We start from the raw sequence: 26,964 nt of genomic DNA, 5'->3' as shown, positions 1-26,964 counted from the left end.
AACTGGGTGGTGAGCGGGAAAGTTGGCGCACGATAGGGGGCCATTTCCCAATGCATCCTGAACCTGAAGACTTGACATTCAGGTTCGGAGGGCGGCCGAATTCGCCCATTCAGGGAGTGCCGGCCGCGCGCCGGCAACCCGTTTTACAGCGCCGCCGCCAGCTCGCTGCCCTGGCGGATCGCGCGCTTGGCATCCAGTTCGGCGGCCACGTCGGCACCGCCGATCAGGTGGGCCTGCACACCCGCCGCCACCAGTGCGGCGTGCAGATCGCGCCGCGGTTCCTGCCCCGCGCAGATCACCACGTGGTCGACCGGCAGGGTCTGTTCCTGGTCGCCCACGCGGACACGCAGGCCGGCGTCGTCCACGCCCAGGTATTCCACGCCGCCGAGCAGGGTCACGCCCTTGGCCTTGAGCGTGGCGCGGTGGATCCAGCCGGTGGTCTTGCCCAGGCGGGCACCCGGTCTGCCGGGGCTGCGCTGCAGCAGCCAGACCTTGCGGGCCGGCGCTTCCGGGGCCGGTCGCGTCAGCGCGCCGCGCGTCTCGAAACTCGGGTCCACGCCCCATTCGGCCATCCAGCGCGCCGTATCCAGCGCCGGCGACGGACCCTCGTGCACCAGGAATTCGCCGACATCGAAGCCGATACCGCCGGCACCGATGATCGCCGCCTGCGGCCCCACGACCACCCGGCCGAGCAGCACGTCCAGATAGCTGACCACCTTGGGATGGTCGGCGCCGGGGAAATCGACCTGGCGCGGGGTGATGCCGGTGGCGACCACCACCGCATCGAAGCCGGCCAGCGTGGCGACATCGGCCACGGTGCCCAGCTTCAGCTCCACGCCGGTCTCGGCCAGCCTGTGCCCGAAGTAGCGCAGGGTTTCGTGGAACTCCTCCTTGCCGGGGATGCGCTTGGCGACGTTGAACTGGCCGCCGATCTCGCTGTTGGCGTCAAACAGCGTCACCCGGTGCCCGCGTTCGGCGGCCACGGTCGCGCATGCCAGGCCGGCCGGCCCGGCGCCGACCACGGCCACGCGCCGCGCGGTGGCGACCGGGCGGTAGACCAGCTCGGTTTCATGCACCGCCCGCGGATTGACCAGGCAACTGGCGGTCTTGTTCTCGAACACGTGATCCAGGCAGGCCTGGTTGCACGCGATGCAGGTATTGATCGACTCCGGGCGGCCGCTGCGTGCCTTGTTGGCCCACGCCGGATCGGCCAGCAGCGGGCGCGCCAGAGAGACCATATCGGCCCCGCCGCCGGCCAGGATGCGCTCGGCCACATCCGGCATGTTGATCCGGTTGGTGGCGATCAGTGGCACGCGCACGTGCGGCTTGAGCTTGGCGGTGACCCCGGCGAAGGCGCCACGCGGCACCGAGGTGGCGATAGTGGGAATGCGCGCCTCGTGCCAGCCGATGCCCGAATTGATCAGGGTCGCACCGGCGGCTTCGATCGCCTGCGCCTGCTGCACGATCTCTTCCCAGTTGCTGCCGTTGTCCACCAGGTCCACCAGTGACAGCCGGTAGATGATGATGAAATCCGGCCCGCACGCCTCGCGGATGCGGCGCACGATCTCCACCGCGAAGCGCATGCGCTGCGCGGCGTCGCCGCCCCAGCGGTCGGTGCGCTGGTTGGTGCGCGGGGCGATGAATTCGTTGATCAGATAGCCTTCCGACCCCATCACTTCCACGCCGTCATAGCCGGCCTCGCGGGCCAGCCGCGCGCTGCGCGCGTAATCGGCGATGTGGCGATCCACACCGCGTGCCGACAGCGCGCGCGGGGTGAACGGATTGATCGGTGCTTTCAGCCGGGACGGTGCCACCGACAGGGGGTGGTAGGCATAGCGGCCCGCGTGCAGCAACTGCAGGCAGATCCGGCCGCCGTTGTCGTGCACCGCACGGGTGACCTGGCGATGCGGACGCACCTCCCACGGCCAGGACAGTTTGCCGCCGAACGGCTTGAGCCAGCCCACCACGTTCGGGGCAAAGCCACCGGTGACGATCAGGCCGACGCCGCCGGCCGCACGCTCGGCGAAATACGCCGCCAGCCGGGGGAAGTCGCGGGCCCGGTCTTCCAGGCCGGTGTGCATGGACCCCATCAGCACGCGGTTGCGGAGCTGGGTGAAGCCCAGGTCCAGCGGGGTGAACAGGTGGGGATAGGCGGTGGATTCGGCGGCTGGCGACATGTCGATACGCTTGCGTACGGAAGCATGAAGCGTGCCGCGAAATGGCCCCAACGGCAAGGGGCGTCTGGTGGCGGGCGGCCGTTGAGGCGGGTGATGCCCGCCGCTGGCGCCAGCCGGACGGGGCGCCGGCCGGCGGCCGGCACTACCGGGCGGCGGCTGCCGGAGTGGGCCTGTGGATGCCGAAGAAGGGCAGAGTCACGCCGCACAGGGGGCCGATCAGCAGGGCGAAGGCGAGGGTGCCCACGCCGACGTCGCCACCGAGCTGCCAGCCGATCACCAGCACCGTGCCTTCGATCAGGCTGCGCACGATCCAGATCGGCCAGCCGGTCCGCGCGTGCAGGCCGGTCATCAGGCCATCGCGCGGGCCCGGGCCGAAGCGGGCGCCGATGTACAACCCGGTCGCCACCGCCACCAGCAGCAGGCCCAGCACGAACATCGGCACCTGCCATGCCAGGCCGTGCACCTCCGGCAGCAGCCACAGCCCGAACTGCGCGCTGGGGCCGATCAACATCACGTTCAGTACCGTGCCCAGCCCCGGCTTCTGCCGGATCGGCCACCACAGCAGCAGGACCAGTGCGCCGATCACATTGGTCGCCACCCCGAACGACAGCGGGGTCTGCAGCGCGATGCCCTGCGACAGCACATCCCACGGGGCGACGCCAATGGCGGCACGGATCATCACCGCCGCGCCGATGCCATACAGGAACAGACCCAGCAGCAGCTGGGCCAGGCGGAGGGGGAGGGACGTGGGCATGGCGCGTTCACCGGAAAGGCCCTTGAATGTAGGGCCGGCCGGGACGCGCCGACAGATACAGATGCATACCAATCCGCGCCCACAGCGGCGCGTTGGCGGGTCAGTCCCAGCCTGACAGCACCAGCTTGCCGATCACCTCCCCGGCTTCGAGGCGACGGTGCGCCTCGCGCAGGTTTGCCGCATTGATCGGGCCCAGCAGCGTGTGCGCGGTGCTGCGCAGTTCGCCGGCGTCCACCAGGCTGGCCACGCGGTTGAGAATGCGATGCTGTTCGATCATGTCGTGGGTGCGGAAACGCGCCCGCGCGAACATGAATTCCCAGTGGATGCCGATGCACTTGGCCTTGTATGGATCGCCGATGCGCAGCGCGCCGCGCGGCTCCACGATCAGCCCGACATGCCCCTGCGGTGCCAGCAGGTCGCCGATCGCGTCCCAGTAGTGATCGGTATCGGCCAGATTCAGCACGACCTCGACCTGGTCGATGCCCAGCGCCTGAAGCTGTGGCAGCAGCGGCTGGCGATGGTCGATCACATGGTCGGCGCCCATCTGCGTGCACCACGCGCGCGTCGCGTCGCGGGAGGCGGTGGCGATCACCGTGAAGCCCGCATGCCGGGCCAGCTGGATCGCGATCGAGCCGACGCCACCGGCGCCGCCGATGACCAGCAGATGCTGCCCGGCATGATGGCGGTCATCGAAGCGCAGGGGCATGCGCTCGAACAGCAGTTCCCAGGCGGTGAGCGCGGTGAGAGGCAACGCAGCGGCATCCGCGGCGTCCAGCGTGGTGGGCTGGCGTCCGACCAGACGCTCATCCACCCACTGCCATTGGGCGTTGCAGCCCGGTCGGGTGACGTCGCCGGCGTAATAAACCGTATCGCCCGGCATGAAAGCAGTCACTTCCGGCCCGACCGCGTCCACCACGCCGGCGGCGTCGAAACCGAGGATGCGGGGCGACTCTTCCCGGCCCTCGCGCGGGGCCCGCAGTTTGGTGTCTACCGGGTTGACCGAGATCGCCTGCACCCGCACCAGCAGGTCGCGTCCCTGCGGCGGGCCCGGCTCGAAAAGCTGCAGATCCTGCAGGGCCTCGGGGTCATCGACGGGCAGGTAGCGGGTCAGTCCCACGGCTTTCATGACAGCTCCGATATCGGGGTGTTGACGCCATCATACGGTTGCTGACATTGCTGTTTCTGCGCTGAATCAATGCGGGCATCGCGCAGGGGCGAAATACTCCCGGTTGGCACCCATAGCGGGATGAATCCCGGGAAACCCTTGTCATCAAAGGCGCTTGCGCAATTTCATCAACCTGTATACGGTGCCACCCGCCGGGCCGGGTAGGGGCCTGGCCGTTCTCTTCACATGTTACGGGACTGTTAACATCACCTTCACCCTCCTGAGCATAATGTTCGCGGCGGTGGCGTGCTGAATCGGCAGTCTGAAAACGACGCAGTAGTGCTGGCCCATGCCTCTACCGGTTTCATACCCCCGAAATAGGAGCTGTACTCAATGAACAAGAAGATCCTCACTGCCGCGCTGCTGGGCGGTCTGGCTTTCGCCCAGGCTGCATCGGCGCAGGATTTTGACGACCGCTGGTACCTGACCGGTTCGGCCGGCTTCAACTTCCAGGATAACGACCGTCTGACCAACGACGCTCCGTTCGTGACCCTGGGCCTCGGTAAGTTCATCAGCCCCAACTGGTCGCTGGACGGTGAACTGAACTACCAGAACCCGAACTTCGACGCCAACCAGGATCTGAACTGGAGCCAGTACGGCGCCTCGATCGACCTGCGTCGCCACTTCATCTCCGAAGGCCGTGGCTGGAACCCGTACCTGCTGATGGGTCTGGGCTACCAGAAGTCGGAAGAAGAGTACCCGGCGCTGGACAACAACGGTCCGCGTGAGCGCAAGGACGGCAACTTCGCCGCCAAGGTCGGCGTGGGTCTGCAGACCACCTTCGAAAAGCGCGTTGCTGTCCGTGCCGAAGTGGCCTACCGCGCTGACTTCGACGACCAGAGCATCGCTGCTCCGACGGAAGACTGGTTCGGCGACGTGCTGGCTTCGGTCGGCGTCGTGATCCCGCTGGGCCCGGCCCCGACCGCGGCTGTGGTTGCTCCGGCTCCGGTTGCCCCGAGCTGCGCCGACCTGGATGACGACGGTGACGGCGTCAACAACTGCGACGACAAGTGCCCGAACTCCCAGCCTGGCCAGACCATCGGTCCGGACGGCTGCCCGGTGCCGGTCTCCATCGACCTGAAGGGCGTCAACTTCGACTTCGACAAGTCGACCCTGCGTCCGGACGCCGTGGCGATCCTGAGCGAAGCCACCGAGATCCTGAAGCGTTACCCGGATCTGCGCGTTGAAGTGGCCGGCCACACCGACTCGAAGGGCACCGACGCTTACAACCAGAAGCTGTCCGAGCGTCGCGCCACCACCGTGTACGACTACCTGACCAAGAACGGCGTGTCCGCTTCGCGTCTGGTGGGTCCGATCGGCTACGGCGAGAGCCGTCCGATTGCTCCGAACACCAACCCGGACGGTTCGGACAACCCGGAAGGCCGTGCAAAGAACCGTCGTACCGAGCTGAACGTCCAGAACTGATCTGTCTGGTTGTACAGCCTCAGAAGAGGGCCCGGCATTGCCGGGCCCTTTTTTTTGCGCCCAAACGCCAAGCGCCGGACCACTGTCATTGCCATGCGCCTTCGGTTCGGCGGCGGCAGCTACCGAGCACGCCGACGCACGCCGCATTGGATCTTTGCTTTAAATCCAACAAGTTGCCGTATTCATTGAATGTGGGATCTTGAAAGCCGTTGTGGCGCTGTTAAACTCGGCGCGTCGACCCCTTTCCTGGATGCATCCCATGCTGCGTATCGCACTGGCCACCGTGCTTGGCCTGGCCCTGGTTCCCGCCGCCCACGCAGCCGTGGATTGTTCGGCGAACACCAGCGCTTCGCCGCTGCCGCTGCCGGCCACCGCGATCGCGCCCGTGGCCGAGGAGCTGTACATCCGCAACGTGCAGCTCGGCATGCCGGCTGGTGTGCTGACCTCCAATTTCGACCAGCACCAGTCGCTGGACCGCGTGCTGCAGCGCCTGCGCATTGATGGCTGCCAGAACATCGCCAAGGCGATGCCGGGTGCACCGGCGATCAAGCCGAACGATCCGGCGGCCTACAAGCCGCAGACCGAGTTCGACAACACGCCGTGGCGCTTTGACATGAGCCAGAACGGCAAGCGCATGACCGCCGAAGAATTCGACGCCTGGATGAAGGCGCGCGGTGTGCGCGTGGTCAAGGCGCGTCCGGCGCCGGCTGCCGTCCCGGCCGCCGCGGAAGCACCGGCTGACACCAAGCCGGGCGAGAAGAAGTAAGCCGCCGCGCGCGGAGCTCATGACCACACGCCGGCCCCCCGCCGCGTCCGCGCCCCGACCACGCCGCCCCGAGCGGCGTGCGTCCCCGCAGAAGTCCCCCTCTCCGGGCAGTGCCGGGGCCGTGCGGCACGGCCTGGCCCGGGTGCTGTCCAAGGCGGGCCTGTGCTCGCGCACCGAAGCGGCGCGCTGGATTGCCGACGGACGGGTCACGGTGGACGGGCGGGTCATCAACAACCCCGAGTACCCGATCATCGATGGGCACCACCAGGTGCGCGTGGATGGACGCGCGCTGGATGCGCCGCGGCGCATCCATCTGATGCTCAACAAACCGCGCGGGCTGGTCACGACCGCACAGGACGAGCAGGGCCGCGACACGGTCTACCGCTGCTTCGACGGTGCGGGCCTGCCGTGGATCGCGCCGGTGGGGCGCCTGGACAAGGCCAGCGAAGGGCTGCTGCTGTTCAGCAACGATCCGCAGTGGGCCGCCCGGCTCACCGACCCGACGACCGGGCCGGACAAGACCTATCACGTGCAGATCGACACGATCCCCGATGCCGCACAGTTGCAGGCGCTGTGCGCCGGCGTCGAGGATGACGGCGAGCGCCTGTGCGCGCGGCGTGTCGACCTGCTGCGCAGCGGCGAGAAAACCGCCTGGCTGGAAGTGGTGCTGGAGGAGGGGCGCAACCGCCACATCCGCCGCCTGCTGGCCGCCGTCGACATCAATGTGCTGCGGCTGGTGCGCGTGGCCATCGGACAGCTGCCGATGGGTGAGCTGGGCAAGGGCGCCTGGCGCGAACTCAGCCAACACGATCTGGACCTGCTGTATGCCGCGGCCAAGGGCGCTGTGGCCTCACCGTGACCTCGCGGCCTGCCGGCATGTGGCAGGCCAGTCGACCCGGGCAATGGATGGCCTTCGAAGGGACATTCCGATCATCACCGGGAGCAAGACCATGCACGTCAACTCTTTCCACCGTTTCCTCCTGCGCGGCGGCTGCCTGCTGGTACCCGTCGCGCTGCTGGGCGCCTGCGGCGGCCATAAGCAGATGGCCAAGGCGCCGCCACCGACGAGCGAACCGATCGTGGAGATCCACACGCCGGAGCTGGACGGCCGGGGCAGTTACCGTTTCCTGATGAGTGACGGCGACAGGCGCATGAGCGCCGACGAGTTCGATGCCTGGATGAAGGCCAACGGTATCCGCGTGGCCAAGGGCAACGCGCAGGATCGCGCCGCTGCGGTGGTGGTGGCCAGCAAGGAAACGGCGAAGGACAAGAAGAAAAAGAAATGACGCCCTGTGCGCGACCGGGCAAGGGCGGGCCAATGCCGTAGCGCGGGGCAATGCCCGCGCTACGGCAGGCGCTGATCACCCCTTGATGACGCCCAGCTCGACACCGATGCGGGTGAAAGCGTCGATCGCGCGATCCAGGTGCGCACGCGTATGTGCGGCGCTGATCTGGGTGCGGATGCGCGCCTGGCCCTTGGGCACGACCGGGAAGAAGAACCCGATCGCGTAGATGCCTTCCTCGAGCAGGCGCTCGGCGAATTTCTGCGCGAGCGGCGCGTCGTACAGCATCACCGGGCTGATCGGATGCACGCCCGGCTTCACGTCGAAACCGGCGGCCGTCATCTTCTGGCGGAAGTAGGCGGTGTTGTCGGCCAGCGTGCTGCGCAGGTCGCCGGCGGCGGCCAGCATCTCGAAGGCCTTGATGCCGGCAGCCACCACGTGCGGCGGCAGGGAGTTGGAGAACAGATAGGGGCGCGAGCGCTGGCGCAGCAGCTCGATCACTTCTGCGCTGGCGGTGGTGAAGCCGCCCAGCGCGCCGCCCATCGCCTTGCCCAGCGTGCCGGTGATGATGTCGATCTTCTCCAGCACGCCCTTGACTTCGGCCGAGCCGCGGCCGGTGGCGCCGAGGAAGCCGGTGGCGTGGCATTCGTCGATGTGCACCAGTGCGTTGTACTTCTTCGCCAGCGCGGTGATCTCGTCCAGCGGCGCGATGAAACCGTCCATCGAGAACACGCCGTCGGTGGTGATCAGCTTGGTCCTGCAGCCGGCGGCGTCGGCGGCCTGCAGCTGCGCTTCCAGGTCGGCCATGTCGCAGTTGGCGTAGCGGAACCGCTTGGCCTTGCACAGGCGCACGCCGTCGATGATCGACGCATGGTTGAGCGCATCGGAGATGATGGCGTCGTTTTCGCCGAGCAGCGGTTCGAACAGGCCGCCGTTGGCATCGAAGCAGGCCGCATAGAGAATGGTGTCCTGCTTGCCGAAGAAGTCGGCGATCTGCCTCTCCAGCTGCTTGTGCAGGTCCTGGGTGCCGCAGATGAAGCGCACCGACGCCATGCCGAAGCCGTGGCTGTCCAGCGCATCCTTGGCCGCCTGGATCAGGTCCGGGTGGTCGGCCAGGCCGAGGTAGTTGTTGGCGCAGAAGTTCAGCACCGTGCGGCCGTCATCCAGCGTGATCTCGGCCGACTGCGGGCTGGTGATGATGCGTTCGGACTTGAACAGGCCCTGGGCGCGGATCGCCTCCAGTTCTTCAACGTAGTGCTGGGTCAGCGGGGCGGTGATGGCGTCGCTCATGGCAGGCAGTCTTCGGCACGGGAAACCCGGGATTTTACCTGTCCCCGTCGGTACCGGGGCCGCCCTCCGGCGGCGCGCGGGCCGGGGCATGAGCGAAAACGGTTGCGCATGTGATTGTTGCATCGCAATATCAATCAGGTTAAAAAACCGTAAACCCCGCCGCACCTGCCCCCACGTCTGGAGAGACCCCGCATGAACCACGCCACGCGCTGCACCGCCGCCGTTGTGCTCTGCGCCGCCCTGCTTGCCCCGTTCGCCGCCGCTGCCCAGGACGAGACCGAGTCTCCCTTCAGCTGGAACGTCACCGCGGTATCGGACTACGTGTTCCGGGGTGTCTCCCAGACCGACGAGGACCCGACCCTGCAGGCCGGCTTCACCTACACCTCGCCGGTGGGCCTGTATGCGGGCGTGTGGGGCTCGGGCGTGGACTTCGGGCCGGGCGACCCGAACCTGGAGATCGACTACCTGATCGGCTACGGAGTGGATGTCACGGACGGCGTCAATTTCGACGTGCTGCTCAACCGCTACACCTACCCGGGCGCCAGCGAGCTGAACTACAACGAGCTGATCACCACCACCACGTTTGCCGAGCAGTACAAGCTCACGGTGGCCTACACCAACGACCTGTCCGGGTCCGATACCAAGAGCTGGTATTACGCGGTGGGCGGCGAGTGGGGCCTGCCCAATGACTTCACCCTGAGCGCGAACGTCGGCCGCACCTCGCTCGAGACCGATTTCGGCAAGGACTACACCGACTTCAACGTCGGCGTGAGCCGCCAGTTCGGCCTGTTCAACCTGGGTCTGGGCTACCACGGTACCGATGGTGCCGGTCGTGACAACAACGGCAGGCTGGCCGACAACCGCGTGGTGTTCACCGTGGCCGTGGGCAAATGACCTGACGCGGCGATGGGCATGAAAAAGGCGCCGAAAGGCGCCTTTTTCGTACCGACACCCGGTCGGCACCCAGCCCGGCAGGGCATCACCTCCGTGGCAGGTCACGACCGGTGGTCGTGACGCGCCGCATGGTCAATTCCAGCTCAGCACGACCTTGCCGGCCTTGCCCTGTTCCATCAGGTCGAAGCCCTTCTGGAAGTCGTCGATCGGCAACTGGTGGGTGAGCACCTTGCCGAGCGGGAAGCCGGACAGTACCAGCTGGGTCATCTTGTACCAGGTCTCGTACATCTTGCGGCCGTAGATGCCCTGCACCGTGAGGCCCTTGAAGATGATCTTGTCCCAGTCGCAGCCGGCGCCCTTGGGCATGATGCCGAGCATGGCGATCTTGCCACCGTGGTACATGCAGTCGAGCATGTCGTTGAAGGCGCGCGGATTGCCGCTCATTTCCAGGCCCACGTCGAAGCCCTCCATGTGCAGGTCCTTCATCACGTCCTTGAGCGAGGTGTTGGACACGTTGACCACGCGGGTGGCGCCCATGTCGGCCGCCAGCTTCAGGCGGAAATCGTTGACGTCGGTGACCACCACGTTGCGCGCACCGATGTGCTTGCAGATGCCGGCAGCGATGATTCCGATCGGACCGGCACCGGTGATCAGCACGTCTTCGCCGATCACGTTGAACTCCAGCGCGCAGTGCGCGGCGTTGCCATACGGGTCGAAGAAGGCGGCCAGCTCGGACGGGATCTGGTCGGGGATCGGCCACAGGTTGCTGGCCGGCATCACCATGTACTCGGCGAAGGCGCCGTTGACGTTGACGCCGATGCCCACGGTGTTCGGGCACAGGTGCGGGCGGCCGCCACGGCAGTTGCGGCAGTGGCCGCACACGATGTGGCCTTCGGCCGAGACGCGCTGGCCGATCTCATAGCCGGTCACGCCCGGGCCGATCCCGGCGATGCGGCCGACGAATTCGTGGCCGATGGTCAGACCCGGCTTGATGGTGCGCTGGCTCCATTCGTCCCACAGGTAGATGTGCAGGTCGGTACCGCAGATGGCGGTCTTTTCCAGCTTGATCAGGACTTCGTTCGGGCCCGGGGTGGGGACCGGAACCTCTTCCAGCCAGATGCCCTTGGCGGCTTCACGCTTGACCAGGGCCTTCATTGTTTGCTGCGCCATCGGGGTGGAACTCGTCTGGGGGAAAACGCGGATTATAGAGCCGCCGGCAGTTTTCCCATGCTGCGTTGCGGGTGGTCCGGGGTCCCCCTGGGGGGCCATGACTTCCGGGCATCGGGGCGGGGCGGGTGCTGGGCTACACTCGGTGGTTCTTTCACCAGGGGCTGCTCAATGCGCTCGAACCTGCTCGCTTTCTCCGTCGTCGCCAGCCTTGGGCTGGTCCAGGTCGCCCATGCCGCCGAAGGCATGTGGGTGCCCCAACAGCTGCCGGAGATTGCCGGCCCGCTCAAGCAGGCCGGCCTGAAGCTGTCCCCGGAGCAGATCTCCAACCTGACCGGCGATCCGATGGGCGCGGTGGTGGCACTGGGTGGCTGCACCGCCAGCTTCGTGTCGCCGCAGGGCCTGGTGGTCACCAACCACCACTGTGCCTACGGCGCGATCCAGCTCAACTCCACCGCCGAGAAGAACCTGATCAAGGACGGCTTCAACGCACCGACCCTGGGCGATGAACTGAGCGCAGGCCCCAACGCCCGCGTATTCGTGCTCGATCAGATCACCGACGTGACCGACCAGGCCAAGGCCGCCATCGCCGCCGCCGGCAAGAACCCGCTGGCCCGCACCCGCGCGCTGGATGCCTTCGACAAGGCCCAGACCGCCGCCTGCGAAGCCGATGCCGGCTTCCGCTGCCGCCTGTACAGCTTCTCCGGCGGCAATACCTACCGCCTGTTCCGCAACATGGAAATCAAGGACGTCCGCCTGGTCTACGCGCCCCCGGGCAGCGTGGGCAAGTTCGGTGGCGACATCGACAACTGGATGTGGCCGCGCCACACCGGCGACTTCTCGTTCTACCGTGCCTACGTGGGCAAGGACGGCAAGCCGGCCGCGTTCTCGGCCGACAACGTGCCCTACCAGCCCAAGCACTTCCTGAAGTTCGCCGACCAGCCGCTGGGCGCCGACGACTTCGTGATGGTGGCCGGCTACCCGGGCCGTACCAACCGCTACGCGCTGGCCGCTGAGTTCAACGACACCGCCAGCTGGACCTACCCGACCATCGCGCGCCACTACAACGCGGTGATCGACCTGATCGGCAAGGCCGGCCAGCAGGACGCGGACATCAAGGTGAAGTACGCCGCCACGATGGCCGGCCTCAACAACACCGCCAAGAACTACCAGGGCCAGCTGGATGGCTTCAAGCGCATCGACGCCGCCGGCCAGAAGCAGGCCGAGGAAGCGGCCGTGCTGGCATGGCTGAAGAAGCAGGGCGCCGCCGGCAAGCCGGCGCTGGCCGCGCACGCGCAGCTGATCAAGCACCTGGAAGAAGGCCGCGCCACCCGCGACCGCGACCTGATCGTGGGCCAGTTCAACAACACCTCGGTGCTGGGTTCGGCAATCGCGCTGTATCGCCTGTCGATCGAGCGCAGCAAGGCCGACGCCGAGCGCGAAGCCGGTTACCAGGAGCGCGACCTGCCGTCGATCGAGGGTTCGCTCAAGCAGATGGACCGCCGCTATGTGGCGCGCATGGATCAGCAGTTGCAGGCCTACTGGCTGGGCCAGTACGCCGCACTGCCGGCCGCACAGCGCAACAACGAGGTGCTGAACCAGTGGCTGGCGGGCAGCGACAAGGCCGCCATCGACGGTCTGGTGAGCAAGTTGTCGGGTACAAAGCTGGGCAGCCTGGATGAACGCCTGAAGTGGTTCAAGGCCGACCGCGCGGCATTCGAAGCCAGCACCGATCCGGCGATCCAGTACGCGGTGGCCGTCATGCCTGCGCTGCTGAAGCAGGAAGAGCAGAGGAAGACCCGCGAAGGCGAGTCGCTGGTCGCGCGTCCGCTGTACCTGCAGGCGCTGGCGGACTACAAGAAGAGCCAGGGCGAGTTCGTGTACCCGGACGCCAACCTGTCGCTGCGCATCACCTTCGGCAACGTCATGGGCTATGCGCCGAAGGACGGCGTGGCCTACACCCCGTTCACCACGCTGGAAGGCATCGTCGCCAAGGAAACCGGTGCCGATCCGTTCGACTCGCCCAAGGCGCTGCTTGATGCGGTCAAGGCCAAGCGGTACGGCGGTCTGGAAGACAAGCGCATCGGCTCGGTACCGGTGAACTTCCTGTCCAACCTGGACATCACCGGCGGCAACTCGGGTTCGCCGGTGCTGGATGCCAACGGCAAGCTGGTCGGCCTGGCCTTCGACGGCAACTGGGAGTCGGTCAGCTCCAACTGGGTGTTCGACCCGGTGATGACCCGCATGATCTCGGTGGACAGCCGTTACATGCAGTGGATCATGCAGGAAGTGGCGCCGGCGCCGCAGCTGCTGAAGGAACTGAACCTGGTCAAGTAAGCCGGGCAGGGCAGATCCACCGAGCCCCGCTGCGAAAGCAGCGGGGCTTTTTTTGTGGCCGGTTGAGCCGACCGTTGGCCGGCTGGCCGCGCGCGGCGCTGCACTGATCGCGGCCGCCGTCAACCGCAACCGGGTGGTCCCCGGCGCAACGTGGGCGCAGAGCGGCCAGACCGCGTCCGGCACGGGTTCGATGCGTCAACCGGGTATGATCCCTGTTCCGCGCGCTTTCACAGGATGTGAACGAAACGCCGGAACTCCTCCCCCCAAGGACCCTTTGCTCGCATGCGCATCCTGCTTGCCCGTCACGGCGAAACCCCGTGGAACGCCGAAGGCCGCTACCAGGGCCAGATCGATATCCCGCTGTCGCCGATCGGCGAAGCCCAGGCCCAGGCGCTGGGCGAACGCCTGGTCTCGGTCGACATCACCCGCGCCGTCGCCTCGCCGCTGTCGCGTGCGCAGCGCACCGCCCAGCTTGCATTGGGCAGCGCGCGCGCCGACATGCTGCTCACCGAACCGGATCTGCAGGAAATCGCCCACGGTGAGTGGGAGGGTCTGCTGGCCAGCGAAATCAACGACAAGGATCCGTCGCGGCTGAAGGCCTGGCGCGAAGAACCGGACACCGTCCTGATGCCGGGTGGCGAATCGCTGCGCCTGGTCCTGGAGCGCAGCTGGCGCGGCCTGGCCCGCGCCGCCGATGGCCTCGGCGAGCACGACACCCTGCTGGTCGTCGCCCACGACGCCGTCAACCGCGTGATCCTGTGCCGCATCCTCGGCCTGCCGCTTTCCCGCCTGTGGACCTTCCGCCAGGCGCCGACCACCCTCAACCTGCTCGAAGGTTCCGACCTGGACAGCCTGGAAGTGGTTCGCCTGAACGACTGCGCCCACCACACGCCGTTCTTCGGCGAAGCCAAGCACCGCGCGCTGTAACGCCGTCCCGTCCCGCCCCGTCGTCCGCCACATTGATCCAACGCCCATGACCATCGCCCGCCCGCAGACCCTCACCGACTGGCTCACCTACATCGAGCAGCAGCACCCGGCCACCATCGACATGGGGCTGGACCGGGTGCGCACCGTGGCGCAGGCGATGAGCCTGGGCGCGCCGGCCGCCCGTACCATCGTCGTCGGCGGCACCAACGGCAAAGGCTCGACCGTGGCCTTCATCGAGGCCATCGCACGTGCCGCCGGCTGGAAGGTCGGCGCATACACCTCCCCGCACCTGCTGCGTTACAACGAACGCGTGCGCATCGATGGCCAGGACGTTGCCGACGAGGCACTCGTCGCTGCATTCGCCGCGGTTGAACAGGCGCGCGGGCAGACCACGCTGACCTATTTCGAGTACGGCACCCTTGCCGCGCTGCACCTGTTCGCCGCCGCCGGGCTGGACCTGGCGGTGCTGGAGGTCGGTCTGGGCGGGCGCCTGGATGCGGTCAACATTGTCGACGCCGACGTGGCCGTGATCACCACCGTGGACATCGACCACAGTGACTGGCTCGGCGAAGACCGCGAGGCGATCGGCACCGAGAAGGCCGGCATCATCCGCGGCTGGAAGCCGGTCATCCTCGGTGAAACCGATCCGCCGTCCAGCGTGCTGGCCCGCGCCTACGTGCTGGGTGCCAACGCGATCCGCGGCGGCAGCGACTTCTTCGCCGACGTCATCGACGCACAGCACTGGCGCTGGCGCGACGTCGGGTTCCGCATCGACCTGCCGACGCCGGCGCTGCGTGGGCCGATCCAGCTGCGCAATGCCGCCTCGGCGATTGCCGCGCTGCGCGCGCTGGACAAGCCGTTGCCGCGCGCGGCGTTCGTGGAGGGCATTGCCAATGCGCGCATCCGCGGCCGCCTGCAGTCCTTCGACCGCAACGGCGTGGAGGTGCTGGTCGACGTCGGCCACAATCCGCAGGCCGCACGCGAGCTGGCCGCCGCGCTCAAGGCCGCACCGGCCGCCGGGCGCACCGTGGCCGTGTTCGCGGCACTGCAGGACAAGGACGCCGCCGGTGTGGTCGAGGCGTTGGCGGCGCAGGTCCAGACCTGGCACCTGGCCGGCCTGGACGGCGCGCGCGCGCAGAGCGCCGAGGCGTTGCAGGCGCGCCTGGCCGGCACGGCCGCGGCCGATGGCAACCGCCATGCCAGCGTGACCGATGCGCTGCACCAGGCCCTGCGGGATAGCCAGCCCGGTGATCGCGTGCTGGTGTTCGGTTCCTTCCACACGGCCGCGCAGGCCCTGCAGTGGCTGGAAGCGACAGCGTGAATCCCGTCGGCGGTCCTGTGCCGCCGTTCAGCCGCATTCGACGCCGCGCGTGCGCGCGACCGTATAATCGCCGTGGCATTCCGCCGCGCCGCCCTGCCTGCCTTCCGTGGATACTCCTCTGAAACAGCGACTGATTGGTGCCATCGTTCTGGTGGCTTTGGCTGTGATCTTCCTGCCCATGCTGGTCAAGGGCCCCGCGCCGGACAGCGGCGTGGCCAATGTGCCGATCACCGCGCCGGCTGCACCGTCAGACGGACAATTCGAAACGCGTGAGTTGCCCCTGGTGGCGCCGACCGGGGCCGCCACCGGCCTGCAGAGCGGGGTGTCCAGCACCCAGCCGCTGGCCGACACCAGTGCCGTGGCTGCCGATGCGGCGCCGGCTGACACCTCCCCGGCCGTGGCTGCGGGCAATTACGCGGTCAGCTTCGGCGCCTACGGCAGCCAGGCCGATGCCGACGCGGTGATCGCCTACCTCAGGAAATCGCAGCTTCCCGGGTTCAGCGAGCCGGCCACGATCAACGGCCGCCCGGCCTGGCGCGTGCGCGTGGGGCCCTACGCGGATCGCGCCCAAGCCGAGTCGGCCCGCCTGCAGGCAGTGAAGGTGCGCAGCGACGTCAAGGCCGAAGTAGTGACCTTGGACGCCCGTGCCGACAGCGCCGTGGCTGCCACACCCACGCCGACGCCCGCTGCCGCCCCGGCCAGCGCCTCCAGCGCCACCCCGGCCGCTGCAGCCGCCAATACGGTCAAAACCGAAGCGCTGCCGGCCGAACCGGTGGCGGCCGCCAAGCCCGAGCCGAAGCCGGCCGCGCCCAAGCCCGAGCCCGAGCCCGAGCCGAAGCCGGCCCCCGCCAAGCCGGCACCTGCAGCCGCCACCGTTTCCGCACCGGCCGCACCGGCCGCCAGCAGCGTCGGGTTCGCCGTGCAGCTGGGCGCCTTCGGCCAGGCCGCTGAAGCCAATGCACTGCGCGACAAGGTGCGCGCGGCGGGCTTCAGCGCCTTCGTCGAGCAGGTCCGCACCGACAAGGGCACGTTGAACCGCGTGCGCGTCGGGCCGGTGGCCAACCGCGCCGACGCCGAAAACCTCAAGGCCCAGGTCGCGGCCAAGGTCGGCGTGGCCGGCATGGTCCGCCCGCACCCTTGAGCCCCGGCATGCACCGGCTGCCGGCCCCACGGCCCCACCGCGGCGTGCGGGCGTGATCGACATCGTGCTGCTGGCGCTGATCGGCACTTCGGTGCTGCTCGGGCTGATGCGCGGGTTCGTCGGCATCGTGGTCGCCACGCTGTCCTGGCTGCTGGCCGGCTGGGCGGCGTTCCTGTTCGGCAACGACGCCGCGCACTGGTGGGCTGCACCGGCGGCGCCCGGCACCGGCCATTACGTGGGCGGCTACCTGGGCGTGTTCCTGGCGGTGATGATTGCCGTGGGCGGGATCGGAATGCTGATCAAAGCGGCCGTGAAGGTGACCTGCCTGACCGGCGCCGACCGCCTGCTGGGCGGGGCCCTGGGCCTGGTCCGTGGGGCGTTCCTGGGCTGCGTCCTGCTGATGCTCGCCGCCTTCACGCCGCTGCCCGACGAGGCCGCCTGGCGCGACTCCCAGGTCCGCCCACTGCTCCAGCCCGGCGTGCGCTGGATGCAGGCGCAGCTGCCCGAGGTGGCGCTGCCGGAGGTGAATCTGCCGCAACTGCCTCCGCTGGAATTGGGCAAGCCGCTCGCGACAGGCGATAATGGCGTGCTTGGCGAGGTAGTGGCAGGGCGCGGATGGCCGCGTCCGGTTGACGAGGCGAGGGACCCGGTACCTGCCGACGCTGCGGCGCGCGGACCGGCTTCCACACTGCCCACCAACATCGAGCCGGCGCGCGCGCGTCCGGACGACACCGCTCCCTCGCGGAACGGTTCCCCCGGCCAGGCACGGCCACCTTCACTGTAGATGGGCACAGCCCAGCGGAGATTCGCACCATGTGTGGCATCGTCGGAATCGTCGGCAACCAGAACGTCGCCGGGCAGTTGTATGACGGCCTGACCGTCCTCCAGCATCGCGGCCAGGATGCGGCCGGCATCGCCACCGCCGATGGCACCCGCCTGCGCGTGCAGAAGGCCAACGGTCTGGTCCGCGACGTGTTCGACGCCAAGCGGATGTCGACCCTGGAGGGTCGCGTCGGCATCGCGCATGTGCGCTACCCGACCGCCGGTTCGGAAGGCATGGATGAAGCGCAGCCGTTCTACGTCAATTCGCCGTATGGCATCGCGCTGGCCCACAACGGCAACCTGATCAACACCGAAGCGCTGCGCCAGCAGGTGTTCGAACAGGACCGCCGCAACGTCAACACCGATTCGGACAGCGAAGTGCTGCTGAACGTATTCGCCTACGAGCTGGACGCGCAGCGCCAGCTCACCCCGGAAGCGGCGATCCGTGCCGTGGCCGGCGTGCACCGCCGCTGCAAGGGCGGTTATGCGGTGATCAGCGTGGTGCTGGGCCTGGGCCTGGTCGCCTTCCGCGATCCGCATGGCATCCGCCCGCTGGTGCTGGGCAAGCGCGCCCATGCCGAAGGCGATGAATACATCGTGGCGTCCGAGTCGTCCGCGCTGGACGTGCTGGGCTTCCAGCGCGTGCGCGATGTGCGCCCGGGCGAAGCGCTGGTGATCACCGCGCGCGGCGAGCTGTTCTCCGAAGTGTGCGCCGAGCCGGCCGAGCACAGCCCGTGCATCTTCGAGTACGTGTACTTCGCGCGCCCGGATTCGATGATCGACAACGTCTCGGTGCACAAGGCGCGCATGCGCATGGGCATCAAGCTGGGCGAGAAGATCCTGCGCCTGCGCCCGGACCACGACATCGACACCATCATTCCGATCCCGGACACCTCGCGTGACGCCGCGCTGGAGATCTCCAACACGCTCGGGGTGAAGTACCGCGAAGGCTTCATCAAGAACCGCTACATCGGCCGCACTTTCATCATGCCGGGGCAGGGCGAGCGGGTGAAGTCGGTGCGTCGCAAACTCAATCCGATCCACCTGGAATTCCGCAACCGCGTGGTGCTGCTGGTAGACGATTCGATCGTGCGCGGCACCACCAGCCAGCAGATCGTCCAGATGGCGCGCGACGCCGGTGCGCGCAAGGTCTACCTGGCCAGCGCCGCGCCGCCGGTGCGTTACCCCAACATCTACGGCATCGACATGCCGGCGGCCGAGGAACTGGTCGCGCACAACCGGAGCGTCGAGGAAATCGAGGCGCACCTGGGCTGTGACTGGTTGATCTACCAGGACATCGAGGACATGGAAGCGGCGGTGCGCGAAGGCAATCCGGAGCTGAAGACGTTCGACTCCTCGTGCTTCAACGGGATCTACCCGACCGGGATTGAACCGGGCTACTTCGAGCGCATCCAGCAGTTGCGTTCGGACGATGCCAAGCACAAGCGGCGCGCCTGAGGCCGTTGGCATGGGCGAGGCGATGGACACTGCCGCCGGCAACCTGCTGCGCGCCGCGCAGCAGTGCCTGGCCGAGCCCGATCCGCTGCGCAAGGTCGCGCTCACCCAGCACTACGCGGCGCAGTTCCGCGCCGGGCGCCTGAAGGCACCGGCCGAGGCGCCGCCCCCCGAACCAATCCGCATGCCGGGCCGCCCGGTGCGGCCGACCCTGGTGCACCCGCGCGAGTTGCCGCGACGCGGCCTGGGCAGTGCGGAGGGGCGCGCTGCGTTCATCCACGCCATCGCCCACATCGAACTCAATGCCATCGACCTCGCGTGGGATGCGGTGTACCGCTTCCGCGGGCTCCCCGGATCGTTCCACGCCGACTGGGTGGGCGTGGCGGACGACGAGTCGCGTCATTTCATGCTGCTGCATGGTCGCCTGCAGGCCCTGGGCCATGCCTACGGCGACTTCGACGCGCACAACGGCCTGTGGGAGATGTGCGAGAAGACCGCGTATGACGGCCTGGCACGGATGGCGCTGGTGCCGCGCGTGCTCGAAGCGCGCGGGCTGGATGTGACCCCGGGCATGATCGTCAAGCTGCGTTCCAGCGGCGATGCCGACACCGCCGACGTGCTGGAGATCATCCTGCGCGAGGAAGTGGCGCATGTGGCGGCCGGCTCGCGCTGGTACCGCTGGTACTGCACCCGTGCAGGCGTCGAACCACGGCCGCGCTTCATGGCACTGCTGAAGGAGTACGCCGGCGGTTTCCTGTATGGCCCGTTCAATCTCGAAGCGCGGCTGCTGGCCGGGTTCGACGAGGACGAACTGGCCGAACTGATCGAGCAGACCGAGATGCGCGGTCAGGCGTTGGCCAGCACCACGCGCTGACCGTCCTCGGTCGGCCGGTTCACGTAGAACAGTCCCGGGCCGGGCCGATAGGGCAGCTCGCGGGCGGCCTCGTCGGCGGCGTACAGCAGCGCCGTATCGCCCAGCGCATCGAAATTCCAGTGGGCCGACTGCATCACGTAGCGCTGCCGCAGCAACCGTTCCTGCGCGGCATCCAGCGGCTGGCCGGCCAGCAGGCGCGCGGCAATGGGCAGCAGCGGTGCCGGCAGAGCCAGCGCCGGGTCCTGGTCCGGTGTGGCCCGCCAGGGCACGCCGGCCGCCGCCGCCCGCTGGTGCAGCAGGCGCAGTGCGATCCACTGGTAGCGCGGGTCGATGGACCGCCGCAGTACCACCGCCGCGTAGACGTGCAGCGTGGGCAGCAGGCGCACGCTGCGGCTGCCGGCCCGACGCTGCTGCTGCCACTGGTGCCACACGTCGACCCACACCGCCTCGTCGCCCAGGCTCAAGGTGGCCTGCCACTGGCGACACTGCGCCTGTGCACGACGATGGACGTCGCTGGCACGCAGCAGCGACAGGGGCGGCGTCGCGCCGTCGGCCAAGCCGTGGTCATCGAGGATCTGGCCGAGCGGGCGGGTCAGCAGTTTGGGGCCTTCCACCGTCTGGTCGTAGCCGCCGCCGATGTTGGCGTGCACACCGGGCAGGGCGATTTCCTCGTGCGGCGGTGCCACGCTGGTCAGCGCGAAGTGCTCGCGATGTTCGTCGCGGGCGGTGAGCTGCAGCACCGTGTCCGCGCAGTCGGCGGCGAGTGCGACCTCGGGCAGCTGGTCGCGCTGGCGACGATCGACCGCCACCACGGTATCGAGCAGCCCGACGAAACGGACCCGGCGCGCTTGCCCGGGGAACGCCGGCGCCAGCGCCAGCCCGGCGCGCACCAGTTGTTCACGCAGCCAGGCCGCTCCCTCGGGGCGCGCAAGGCGATTGACGGCATCGCGTGCGGCGGCGGCACCGCGCGAATAGCCGAACAGGTCCACCCGCACCGCGGCGATCGCCGGCAGCCTGGGCTGCCGGGCCAGCGTGCGCAGGGCATCGGGCAGCAGGACGTCCAAGGCGCGGTGGACCTTGGCGCGCACGCCGGTCCGGCCAACGCCGAAGGCCAGGCCCATCAGGTCGTCGTCCTTGCCGGTGCGCGTGCCGACGCCCTCGATGTAGATCGCCAGTGACAGCGGGCCGGCGGCCGGGTGGCCCGTGCCGCGATGGTCCGGGTACAGGCCGTGCAGACGCGCAATGTTGGTCAGGCCATTGCTGTAGCTGCTGGTCAGCCGGCTCTGGTAGGGCGAGGCATCGTCGGCGCGGATCGCCGGCGGGCGTGGAGCGGGTGTGGTGCTGCCGGGCGGACGCGAGGCGTGCCGCAGGTTGTCGGCATTGTTGCGGGTGCCGTCGAAGAACAGGCCGATCTGCAGCGGTACCGCCGCTGCCGTGCCTTCATTGCCATGTCCCCCCGCCATGTCGCTCCTGCCCCCCGGTCGATGCCCGATCACGTTAGCGCGAAACCGGGACTGGCGCGACGGGGAGGCGGAACGTGATGTTGCTGAACCGTGCGGATGCGGATCACAGATTTGAAAGGTCATCAGTTGCATCTATTGAATTCACGCGATCAACAGGCGCCATATGGCGCTGGCCTGTCGCAATCGGCCGCTTGCAGCAACGACTTCCCCGCAGTGTTCCCACTCATAGAGAGCCGACATGATGTCCAGATCGATGAGCAAGACCGCAGGTGTGATCACGTTGTGCCTGTTGACCGCCGGCAGTGCCTCGGCCGCGTCGCTGTTCGCCCCGGTCACCGTGGTGAGCCGCGCATCGGCCAGCAGCCAGCCGGCGCTGAGCGCGCTGATGAACTCCCCGTCCACGGCCACCGTGCAGGAAGTGCAGGTGGATGCGGCTGCGGTGACCGCGACCCAGAAGCAACTTGAGTTCGAGCTGCTCGGGCAGCCGGTGCAGGCCCTGCAGAGCCGTGTGGAGACCCTCGCCGACGGGGGCAGCGTGTGGTACGGCCAGCTCGGCACCCGTACCGGTGCGCGGCTGGCCAAGGCCGGTGCCCCGGACCCGCTCAACCAGATCATCCTGGTGCGCGCCGGCGACACGGTCACCGGCACCATCCGGCGTGATGGCCAGCTGTACCGCCTGCGTCCGATCAGCGACGGGCGCCACGTGCTGGTGGAAGTGGATGAGTCGCGCATGCCGGCCGACCATCCGGCCGACTACAACCGGCTGCCGACGGTGGCGATGCCGGTCAACGAGCAGATCGGCATTGCGGCCGCGTCCTCGGGTACGCCGGCCACCATCCGCGTACTGGTGGTGGCCACCAACGGCGCGGTCGCCGCGTACGGCGGCAACATGCAGTCGCTGGTGCAGCTGGCCGTGGCGGAATCCAACCAGGGCTACGTCAACAGCAACGTCGGCATCACGCTGCAGCTGGCCGGCTACGAGACCACCGCATATACCGAGTCCAGCAGCTTCTCCACCGACCTGGCGCGCTTCCGCCAGACCAGTGACGGCTATATGGACAGCATCCACACCAGCCGCAACACCACCCGCGCCGACGTGGCGGTCCTGGTGATCAACAACGCCAGTTCCTGCGGCCTGGCCTCGGGCATCGGCTCCACCGCCAGCACAGCGTTCGCCGCCGTGCACTGGGACTGCGCGACCGGGTACTACTCCTTCGCCCATGAGATCGGCCATCTGCAGAGCGCCCGCCACGACATCGCCACCGATTCGAGCACCTCGCCGTACGCCTATGGCCACGGCTACCGTTACCAACCGGCCACGGGCACCGGCTGGCGCACGATCATGGCCTACAACTGCACGCGCAGCTGCCCGCGGTTGAACTTCTGGTCCAACCCGAACATCAGCTACAACGGGATTCCGATGGGCATTGCCGCCAGTGCGGACAACCAGCGGGTGCTGGTCAACACCAAGGCAGCCGTCGCCGCGTTCCGCTGACGCTGCCGGGGGCTGTGGGTGCCCACCCGGCAAGGGTGGGTACCCACTCGACCAAGCGGGCAGGTGCCAACGGTGGATCGGTACCTTACGCCAGCGATTCCAGCGTCCACCCCTGCGGGGTCACGCGCAGCACCGAACCCTGTTCGTACCAGTCGCCGAGCACGATGCGCGTGCACTCGCGCCCGCCCGCGTGGAGCGTGTGGATCGCCGGACGATGGGTATGGCCGTGGATCATGGTGTCCACGCCGTACCGGATGAAGGCGGCCTCCACGTCGGCCGGGGCGACGTCGGTGACCGTTTCGAACTGGGCCCTGTCGCCCTGCTTCATCTCCGACTGGCGCGCCTGGCTGGCATCGCGCGCCTTCTGTGCGAACGCGATGCGCGCGGCCAGCGGCTGCGCCAGGAACTGCGCCTGGAAGGCCGGGTCGCGGGTCTGCGTGCGGAACTGCTGGTAGGCCACGTCATCGGTGCACAGCAGGTCGCCGTGCTGCAGCAGCACCGGCCGGCCGTAGAGGTCGATCACGCTCGGGTCGGGCAGGATGCGGAACCCCGCGCGCCGGGCGTAGTCGTCTCCGACCAGGAAGTCGCGGTTGCCGCGGATGAAGTACACCGGCACCCCGGCGTCGGCTACCGCGTGCAGCGCATCGGCCACCGCATCGGCGGCGGCGGACGGCGTATCGTCGCCGATCCAGGCCTCGAACAGATCGCCCAGGATGTACAGCGCGTCGGCCTGCAGTGCGTCGCGCTGCAGGAAGGCCAGGAACAGGTCGGTGATGGCTGGACGGCTGGGGTCCAGATGCAGATCGGAAATGAACAACGTGGTCATGCGCGCATTGTAAAACGTCGGGCGCCGCCGCACCGCCGCACCGCCTCACACCGGGAGCGGCAACCACTGCAGGCTGGCACCGGCCAGGCCGGTGGCGATCGCGGTGGCGGCCAGCACATCGCTGGGATAGTGCAGGCCCAGTACCACCCGCGACACCCCGACCGCCGCCGTGAACGGTACCAGCAGCGGTGCCAGCCACGGGTAGTAGGCCAGCGCCACGATGGTGAAGGACACCGCGTGCAGGGTATGGCCGGACGGAAAGCTGAACTCGTCCAGCGGCGCTACCCACGCGCGGATACGCAGATCGGCGGCGTAGGGGCGCGGGCGTCGTGTCCAGCGCTTGAGGCCCTTGTAGAGCAGCAGCGCCAACAGCCCGGTGGCCGCCATGTGCAGCGAGGCGCGCAGGCCGTCGAAGCCGTCCAGCAGCACCAGCGCGCCCATCAGGACGTACCAGAACACGCCGTCGCCGAGGCGGCTGACCGCGGCAAACCCCTGCCGTACCCGCCGTCGCCGGCAGTAGTGATTGGCGCGGCGGCACCAGCGCGCTTCATGGCCGCGCAGGGCGTCAAGCGGCGTGGTCGGCATGCGGCCTCCGGGCCTGGGCCAGCTCGGCAAGCAGGGCATCGAACTCGGCCACCACCTGCTGCGGATGCAGCCGCTTCATGGCGAGGGCCGCGTTGCGCCCGAGTCGCGCCCGCAGCACATCGTCCCCGGCCAACTGCACGGCGGCGGTCACGAACGCGGCGTCGTCGCCGACCGCAATGCCGCTCTCATCGGTGCGCAGGTGTTCGCGCGCCGCGCCATAGTCGAAGGCCACCGTGGCCAGGCCGCTGGCCATCGCTTCCAGGGTCACGTTGCCGAAGGTCTCGCTGCGACTGGGGAACAGGAACAGATCGCCACTGGCGAAATGGCGGGCCAGCGCATCCCCGCGCTGTACACCGCAGAAGATGAAGTCCGGGTTGTCATGCGCCAGTGCGGCGCGCGACGGGCCGTCGCCGACGAACACGAAGCGGGCTTTGGGCCGCACCTGCTGCAGCCGCCGGAAGGCCTTCACGGCCAGCGCAAGGTTCTTTTCGGGTGCGATGCGGCCGACGTAGATCGCGGCAAAGCCGGTGCCGTCGATGCCCCATTCCTCGCGCAGCGCCGGATCGCGCCGGGTCGGCTCGAACTGACGGCTGTCCACCGCGCGCGCCAGCAGGCGCACCCGCTCAAAGCCCTGTTCGCAGAGGAACTGCTGCAGCTCCTGGGTGGGGACCAGGGTGGCGTCGGACTGGTTGTGGAAGCGCCGCATCCAGCGCAGTGCCGCAGCCTGCAGCCAGGCCACGCCGTAGTCGGGCAGGTACTCGTCAAAGCGCGTGTGGAAACCGGTGGCGACCGGGATGCCCATCCGCCGCGCGGTACGCAGGGCCGACCAGCCCAACGGGCCTTCAGTGGCGATGTAGATCGCATCCGGGCGCTGCTGCTGCCACTGGCGCGCCAGCCGCTTGGGTGCCGGCAGGCCGAAGCGCAGGCCGGGGTAGCGGGGCAGGGCCGCTCCGGACACCAGCAGGGTGCTCTCCCCGTCGGCGTCGCCGGCCTGGCGTGGACGCACCAGATCAACCTGGTGGCCGGCCGCACGCAGCCCCTGTTCGAGCCCCTGGACGGTCAATGCAACGCCGTTGACCTCGGGTGGATATGTCTCGGTGACGATGGCATAGCGCATGGCGGACCTCCCGTATGCGCGCATGCTGGGCGCCGGCGATGTAGCCGACATGACCCTGGCATGACCATCGGATGACGGCCCGGCCGGGCCGCCCGGTTCAGGCCACGAACGGCCTGAACTGCATCCCCAGCCCTGCCAGGCCCTCGGTTTCGCCGATCAGGTCGGCGCGCAGCAGCGGCCGCGCGTCGATGAACGCCTGTGGGAGGATCAGCGACAGCCGGGTATCGTCGGCGGTCAGTTCCAGTGCCGGCATGGGGGTGTCCTCGTGGGCGCGGTTGAGCAGCACCGCCAACCGCAGCAGGGCGGCCATCCGGCGTGCCGGCAGCAGCAGGCGCTCGGGCAGCGCATCGAAGGCGGCCTTGGGCACGTTGCGGCGATGGGTGCGCACCAGCGCGGCCAGCAGTTGCTGTTCCTGGCGCGAGAAGCCGGCGATGTCGGAGTTCTCCAGCACATAGCTGCCATGCACGTGGTAGCCGCTGTGCGCGATCATCAGGCCCAGCTCGTGCAGGCGCGCGGCCCAGCCCAGCATGCGTGCATCGTCGGGGTCCAGCCCCCAGGCGGCGTCCACCTGGCCAAGCAGGTCCATCGCGGTGCGTTCCACGCGCTCGGCCTGCACGGTATCGATCCCGTAGCGCAGGCTGAGCGCGGCCACCGACTCGTCGCGCAGGTCGTTCTCGCTGGCGCGGCCGAGGATGTCGTACAGGATGCCTTCGCGCATGGCCGCTTTGCTGACCAGCAGCTTCTGCAGGCCCAACGCCTGGAAGGCGGCCTCCAGCACCAGGATGCCGCCGGCGATGATCGGGCGGCGGTCGGCCGACAGGCCGGGCAGGTCGATGTCGTCGATCCGTTTGGCCTTGAGCAGCTCGTCGCGCAGCTGCGGCAGGGCCTCGGCGGTGATCGCGCCCTTGCTCAGCTTCATCGTCGCGCAGATTTCGCTGATCGCTTTGTGTGTGCCCGACGAGCCGAGCGCTTCGTGCCAGCCCAGCGCGCGGTATTTGGTGGCGAACTGCTGGAACTCGGCGCCGATCTCGGTCAATGCGTCCTTCCAGCGCTTGCGGCTGAGTTTGCCGCCGGGGAAGAAGCGCCGCGTGCTGGCAATGCAGCCGGCCTGCAGGCTTTCGCGCTCCAGGGTCTGCATGCCCTGGCCGATGATGAACTCGGTGGAGCCGCCGCCGATGTCGATCACCAGGCGGCGCTGGTCCGCTTTGGGCGGCTGCGCGTGGGCCACGCCCAGGTAGATCAGGCGCGCCTCCTCGCGGCCGCTGACCACTTCGATGGCATGCCCCAGCGCGGTTTCGGCCGGCATCAGGAAGGCCTGCGGCGAGCGCAGCTGGCGCACGGTATTGGTGGCCAGGGCGCGGACGCGCACCGGCGGAATGGCGCGGATGCGCTGGCCAAACCGGGCCAGGCATTCCAGCGCGCGCTGCCGCGCGTCGGCGGACAGGCCGCCCTTGCCATCCAGCCCATCGGCCATGCGCACCGTCTCGCGCAGGCGGTCAACCACCCGCAGCTGCCCGAGCGTGTAGCGCGCGATGACCATATGGAAACTGTTCGATCCAAGATCGATGGCGGCGAGCAGGTCGCCATCCTGCAGGGCGGGCGGAGTCGTGGTGGTATGCGGCATGGGCGAATGTTAGCCGAAGGCCGGTGTGCGGCGTCACCGCACGGCCTTCACATGGG

The 26,964-nt window shown here is 68.4% G+C and carries 23 protein-coding genes; 13 read left to right on the top strand and 10 right to left on the bottom strand.

Features of this window, described 5'->3' with window-relative positions; translation table 11 throughout:
* Positions 1 to 143: 143 nt before the first annotated feature.
* The 3 genes from OC534_RS08025 to OC534_RS08015 all read right to left on the bottom strand — a co-directional run bounded on the left by OC534_RS08025 (position 144) and on the right by OC534_RS08015 (position 4,057).
* Positions 144 to 2,177 (bottom strand): NADPH-dependent 2,4-dienoyl-CoA reductase, encoded by a 2,034-nt coding sequence (locus OC534_RS08025; protein ID WP_017357268.1) that lies wholly within the window; start codon positions 2,175 to 2,177, stop codon positions 144 to 146.
* Between the two features lie 142 nt (positions 2,178 to 2,319).
* Positions 2,320 to 2,931 (bottom strand): membrane protein, encoded by a 612-nt coding sequence (locus OC534_RS08020; protein WP_017356949.1) that lies wholly within the window; start codon positions 2,929 to 2,931, stop codon positions 2,320 to 2,322.
* Positions 2,932 to 3,031: 100 nt separating this feature from the next.
* Complete coding sequence (locus tag OC534_RS08015) at positions 3,032 to 4,057, bottom strand: zinc-binding alcohol dehydrogenase family protein (RefSeq protein WP_262071653.1); 1,026 nt, start codon at positions 4,055 to 4,057, stop codon at positions 3,032 to 3,034.
* Between the two features lie 372 nt (positions 4,058 to 4,429).
* Between OC534_RS08015 and OC534_RS08010 the strand changes: the two genes are divergently transcribed.
* The 4 genes from OC534_RS08010 to OC534_RS07995 all read left to right on the top strand — a co-directional run bounded on the left by OC534_RS08010 (position 4,430) and on the right by OC534_RS07995 (position 7,573).
* Positions 4,430 to 5,521 (top strand): OmpA family protein, encoded by a 1,092-nt coding sequence (locus OC534_RS08010; protein ID WP_017356946.1) that lies wholly within the window; start codon positions 4,430 to 4,432, stop codon positions 5,519 to 5,521.
* Positions 5,522 to 5,780: 259 nt separating this feature from the next.
* Positions 5,781 to 6,287, top strand: a complete 507-nt coding sequence (locus OC534_RS08005; protein WP_017356945.1) for a hypothetical protein — start codon at positions 5,781 to 5,783, stop codon at positions 6,285 to 6,287.
* 19 nt (positions 6,288 to 6,306) lie between these two features.
* Complete coding sequence (locus tag OC534_RS08000) at positions 6,307 to 7,146, top strand: pseudouridine synthase (RefSeq protein ID WP_262071652.1); 840 nt, start codon at positions 6,307 to 6,309, stop codon at positions 7,144 to 7,146.
* A 91-nt stretch (positions 7,147 to 7,237) separates the two neighbouring features.
* On the top strand, positions 7,238 to 7,573 hold the full coding sequence (locus OC534_RS07995) for a hypothetical protein (RefSeq protein ID WP_262071651.1): 336 nt from the start codon (positions 7,238 to 7,240) through the stop codon (positions 7,571 to 7,573).
* 75 nt (positions 7,574 to 7,648) lie between these two features.
* On the opposite strand, the gene kbl is transcribed toward OC534_RS07995, so the two are convergent.
* Positions 7,649 to 8,860, bottom strand: a complete 1,212-nt coding sequence (gene kbl, locus OC534_RS07990; protein ID WP_017356798.1) for a glycine C-acetyltransferase — start codon at positions 8,858 to 8,860, stop codon at positions 7,649 to 7,651.
* Between the two features lie 192 nt (positions 8,861 to 9,052).
* On the opposite strand from kbl, the gene OC534_RS07985 reads away from it, so the two are divergent.
* Positions 9,053 to 9,754, top strand: a complete 702-nt coding sequence (locus tag OC534_RS07985; RefSeq protein WP_017356797.1) for a TorF family putative porin — start codon at positions 9,053 to 9,055, stop codon at positions 9,752 to 9,754.
* Positions 9,755 to 9,886: 132 nt separating this feature from the next.
* Here OC534_RS07985 and tdh read toward each other — a convergent pair whose 3' ends face one another.
* Positions 9,887 to 10,909 carry an L-threonine 3-dehydrogenase gene (gene tdh / locus OC534_RS07980; RefSeq protein WP_026070885.1) on the bottom strand — a complete coding sequence of 341 codons (1,023 nt, stop codon included), beginning with the start codon at positions 10,907 to 10,909 and terminating at the stop codon, positions 9,887 to 9,889.
* A gap of 183 nt (positions 10,910 to 11,092) precedes the next feature.
* Between tdh and OC534_RS07975 the strand changes: the two genes are divergently transcribed.
* From OC534_RS07975 to OC534_RS07945, 7 genes are all read left to right on the top strand, one after another.
* Complete coding sequence (locus OC534_RS07975) at positions 11,093 to 13,258, top strand: S46 family peptidase (RefSeq protein ID WP_017356795.1); 2,166 nt, start codon at positions 11,093 to 11,095, stop codon at positions 13,256 to 13,258.
* A gap of 282 nt (positions 13,259 to 13,540) precedes the next feature.
* Positions 13,541 to 14,185, top strand: coding sequence for a histidine phosphatase family protein (locus OC534_RS07970; protein WP_017356794.1), 645 nt, complete (start codon positions 13,541 to 13,543; stop codon positions 14,183 to 14,185).
* Positions 14,186 to 14,231: 46 nt separating this feature from the next.
* Entirely contained in the window at positions 14,232 to 15,506 is a 1,275-nt protein-coding gene (folC, locus tag OC534_RS07965; RefSeq protein ID WP_153164574.1) for a bifunctional tetrahydrofolate synthase/dihydrofolate synthase, read from the top strand.
* A 106-nt stretch (positions 15,507 to 15,612) separates the two neighbouring features.
* On the top strand, positions 15,613 to 16,647 hold the full coding sequence (locus tag OC534_RS07960; protein ID WP_153164573.1) for an SPOR domain-containing protein: 1,035 nt from the start codon (positions 15,613 to 15,615) through the stop codon (positions 16,645 to 16,647).
* Positions 16,648 to 16,699: 52 nt separating this feature from the next.
* Positions 16,700 to 17,431: a CvpA family protein gene (locus OC534_RS07955; protein WP_136005548.1), complete on the top strand. Its 732-nt coding sequence runs from the start codon at positions 16,700 to 16,702 to the stop codon at positions 17,429 to 17,431.
* Positions 17,432 to 17,460: 29 nt separating this feature from the next.
* Entirely contained in the window at positions 17,461 to 18,927 is a 1,467-nt protein-coding gene (gene purF, locus OC534_RS07950; RefSeq protein WP_017357086.1) for an amidophosphoribosyltransferase, read from the top strand.
* Between the two features lie 10 nt (positions 18,928 to 18,937).
* The gene (locus tag OC534_RS07945) at positions 18,938 to 19,798 is read left to right on the top strand and encodes a ferritin-like domain-containing protein (RefSeq protein WP_262071650.1); all 861 of its coding nucleotides are present in this window, start codon (positions 18,938 to 18,940) and stop codon (positions 19,796 to 19,798) included.
* Here the strand turns inward: OC534_RS07945 and OC534_RS07940 are convergent.
* Positions 19,771 to 21,261, bottom strand: a complete 1,491-nt coding sequence (locus OC534_RS07940) for a DUF2235 domain-containing protein (RefSeq protein ID WP_017357088.1) — start codon at positions 21,259 to 21,261, stop codon at positions 19,771 to 19,773. The two genes, OC534_RS07945 and OC534_RS07940, sit on opposite strands and share 28 nt — an antisense overlap.
* Before the next feature lie 238 nt (positions 21,262 to 21,499).
* Between OC534_RS07940 and OC534_RS07935 the strand changes: the two genes are divergently transcribed.
* Positions 21,500 to 22,756, top strand: a complete 1,257-nt coding sequence (locus OC534_RS07935) for a zinc-dependent metalloprotease (RefSeq protein ID WP_262071649.1) — start codon at positions 21,500 to 21,502, stop codon at positions 22,754 to 22,756.
* A gap of 85 nt (positions 22,757 to 22,841) precedes the next feature.
* Here the strand turns inward: OC534_RS07935 and lpxH are convergent, their stop codons facing one another.
* The 4 genes from lpxH to ppx form a co-directional block, all read right to left on the bottom strand.
* Positions 22,842 to 23,582, bottom strand: a complete 741-nt coding sequence (lpxH, locus tag OC534_RS07930) for a UDP-2,3-diacylglucosamine diphosphatase (RefSeq protein WP_017357090.1) — start codon at positions 23,580 to 23,582, stop codon at positions 22,842 to 22,844.
* Positions 23,583 to 23,627: 45 nt separating this feature from the next.
* A complete protein-coding gene (locus OC534_RS07925; protein ID WP_017357091.1) occupies positions 23,628 to 24,167 on the bottom strand; it encodes a phosphatase PAP2 family protein in 540 nt (179 codons plus the stop codon).
* On the bottom strand, positions 24,148 to 25,284 hold the full coding sequence (locus OC534_RS07920) for a glycosyltransferase family 1 protein (RefSeq protein ID WP_017357092.1): 1,137 nt from the start codon (positions 25,282 to 25,284) through the stop codon (positions 24,148 to 24,150). The genes OC534_RS07925 and OC534_RS07920 overlap by 20 nt, the downstream gene beginning before the upstream one ends.
* A gap of 97 nt (positions 25,285 to 25,381) precedes the next feature.
* Positions 25,382 to 26,908 (bottom strand): exopolyphosphatase, encoded by a 1,527-nt coding sequence (gene ppx, locus OC534_RS07915; protein WP_136005556.1) that lies wholly within the window; start codon positions 26,906 to 26,908, stop codon positions 25,382 to 25,384.
* Positions 26,909 to 26,964 lie beyond the last annotated feature (56 nt).

This window comes from Stenotrophomonas sp. Marseille-Q5258 (genome assembly GCF_946900935.1).
In the GTDB taxonomy this organism is placed as follows: Bacteria; Pseudomonadota; Gammaproteobacteria; order Xanthomonadales; family Xanthomonadaceae; genus Stenotrophomonas; species Stenotrophomonas nematodicola.
Note: the sequence above shows the minus strand (reverse complement) of the source record. Positions and strands in the feature narration are given on the sequence as shown.

Excerpts from the sequence above, each read along its gene's own strand:
- OC534_RS07920 (WP_017357092.1), bottom strand. The coding sequence starts at position 25,284 with ATGCGCTATGCCATCGTCACCGAGACATATCCACCCGAGGTCAACGGC.
- OC534_RS08020 (WP_017356949.1), bottom strand. The coding sequence starts at position 2,931 with ATGCCCACGTCCCTCCCCCTCCGCCTGGCCCAGCTGCTGCTGGGTCTG.
- purF (WP_017357086.1), top strand. The coding sequence starts at position 17,461 with ATGTGTGGCATCGTCGGAATCGTCGGCAACCAGAACGTCGCCGGGCAG.
- OC534_RS08010 (WP_017356946.1), top strand. The coding sequence starts at position 4,430 with ATGAACAAGAAGATCCTCACTGCCGCGCTGCTGGGCGGTCTGGCTTTC.
- OC534_RS07975 (WP_017356795.1), top strand. The coding sequence starts at position 11,093 with ATGCGCTCGAACCTGCTCGCTTTCTCCGTCGTCGCCAGCCTTGGGCTG.
- OC534_RS07925 (WP_017357091.1), bottom strand. The coding sequence starts at position 24,167 with ATGCCGACCACGCCGCTTGACGCCCTGCGCGGCCATGAAGCGCGCTGG.
- OC534_RS08000 (WP_262071652.1), top strand. The coding sequence starts at position 6,307 with ATGACCACACGCCGGCCCCCCGCCGCGTCCGCGCCCCGACCACGCCGC.
- OC534_RS07945 (WP_262071650.1), top strand. The coding sequence starts at position 18,938 with ATGGGCGAGGCGATGGACACTGCCGCCGGCAACCTGCTGCGCGCCGCG.
- OC534_RS07985 (WP_017356797.1), top strand. The coding sequence starts at position 9,053 with ATGAACCACGCCACGCGCTGCACCGCCGCCGTTGTGCTCTGCGCCGCC.
- OC534_RS07995 (WP_262071651.1), top strand. The coding sequence starts at position 7,238 with ATGCACGTCAACTCTTTCCACCGTTTCCTCCTGCGCGGCGGCTGCCTG.
- OC534_RS08015 (WP_262071653.1), bottom strand. The coding sequence starts at position 4,057 with ATGAAAGCCGTGGGACTGACCCGCTACCTGCCCGTCGATGACCCCGAG.
- OC534_RS07970 (WP_017356794.1), top strand. The coding sequence starts at position 13,541 with ATGCGCATCCTGCTTGCCCGTCACGGCGAAACCCCGTGGAACGCCGAA.
- OC534_RS08025 (WP_017357268.1), bottom strand. The coding sequence starts at position 2,177 with ATGTCGCCAGCCGCCGAATCCACCGCCTATCCCCACCTGTTCACCCCG.
- ppx (WP_136005556.1), bottom strand. The coding sequence starts at position 26,908 with ATGCCGCATACCACCACGACTCCGCCCGCCCTGCAGGATGGCGACCTG.
- tdh (WP_026070885.1), bottom strand. The coding sequence starts at position 10,909 with ATGAAGGCCCTGGTCAAGCGTGAAGCCGCCAAGGGCATCTGGCTGGAA.
- OC534_RS07940 (WP_017357088.1), bottom strand. The coding sequence starts at position 21,261 with ATGGCGGGGGGACATGGCAATGAAGGCACGGCAGCGGCGGTACCGCTG.
- OC534_RS07935 (WP_262071649.1), top strand. The coding sequence starts at position 21,500 with ATGATGTCCAGATCGATGAGCAAGACCGCAGGTGTGATCACGTTGTGC.
- OC534_RS08005 (WP_017356945.1), top strand. The coding sequence starts at position 5,781 with ATGCTGCGTATCGCACTGGCCACCGTGCTTGGCCTGGCCCTGGTTCCC.
- folC (WP_153164574.1), top strand. The coding sequence starts at position 14,232 with ATGACCATCGCCCGCCCGCAGACCCTCACCGACTGGCTCACCTACATC.
- lpxH (WP_017357090.1), bottom strand. The coding sequence starts at position 23,582 with ATGACCACGTTGTTCATTTCCGATCTGCATCTGGACCCCAGCCGTCCA.
- kbl (WP_017356798.1), bottom strand. The coding sequence starts at position 8,860 with ATGAGCGACGCCATCACCGCCCCGCTGACCCAGCACTACGTTGAAGAA.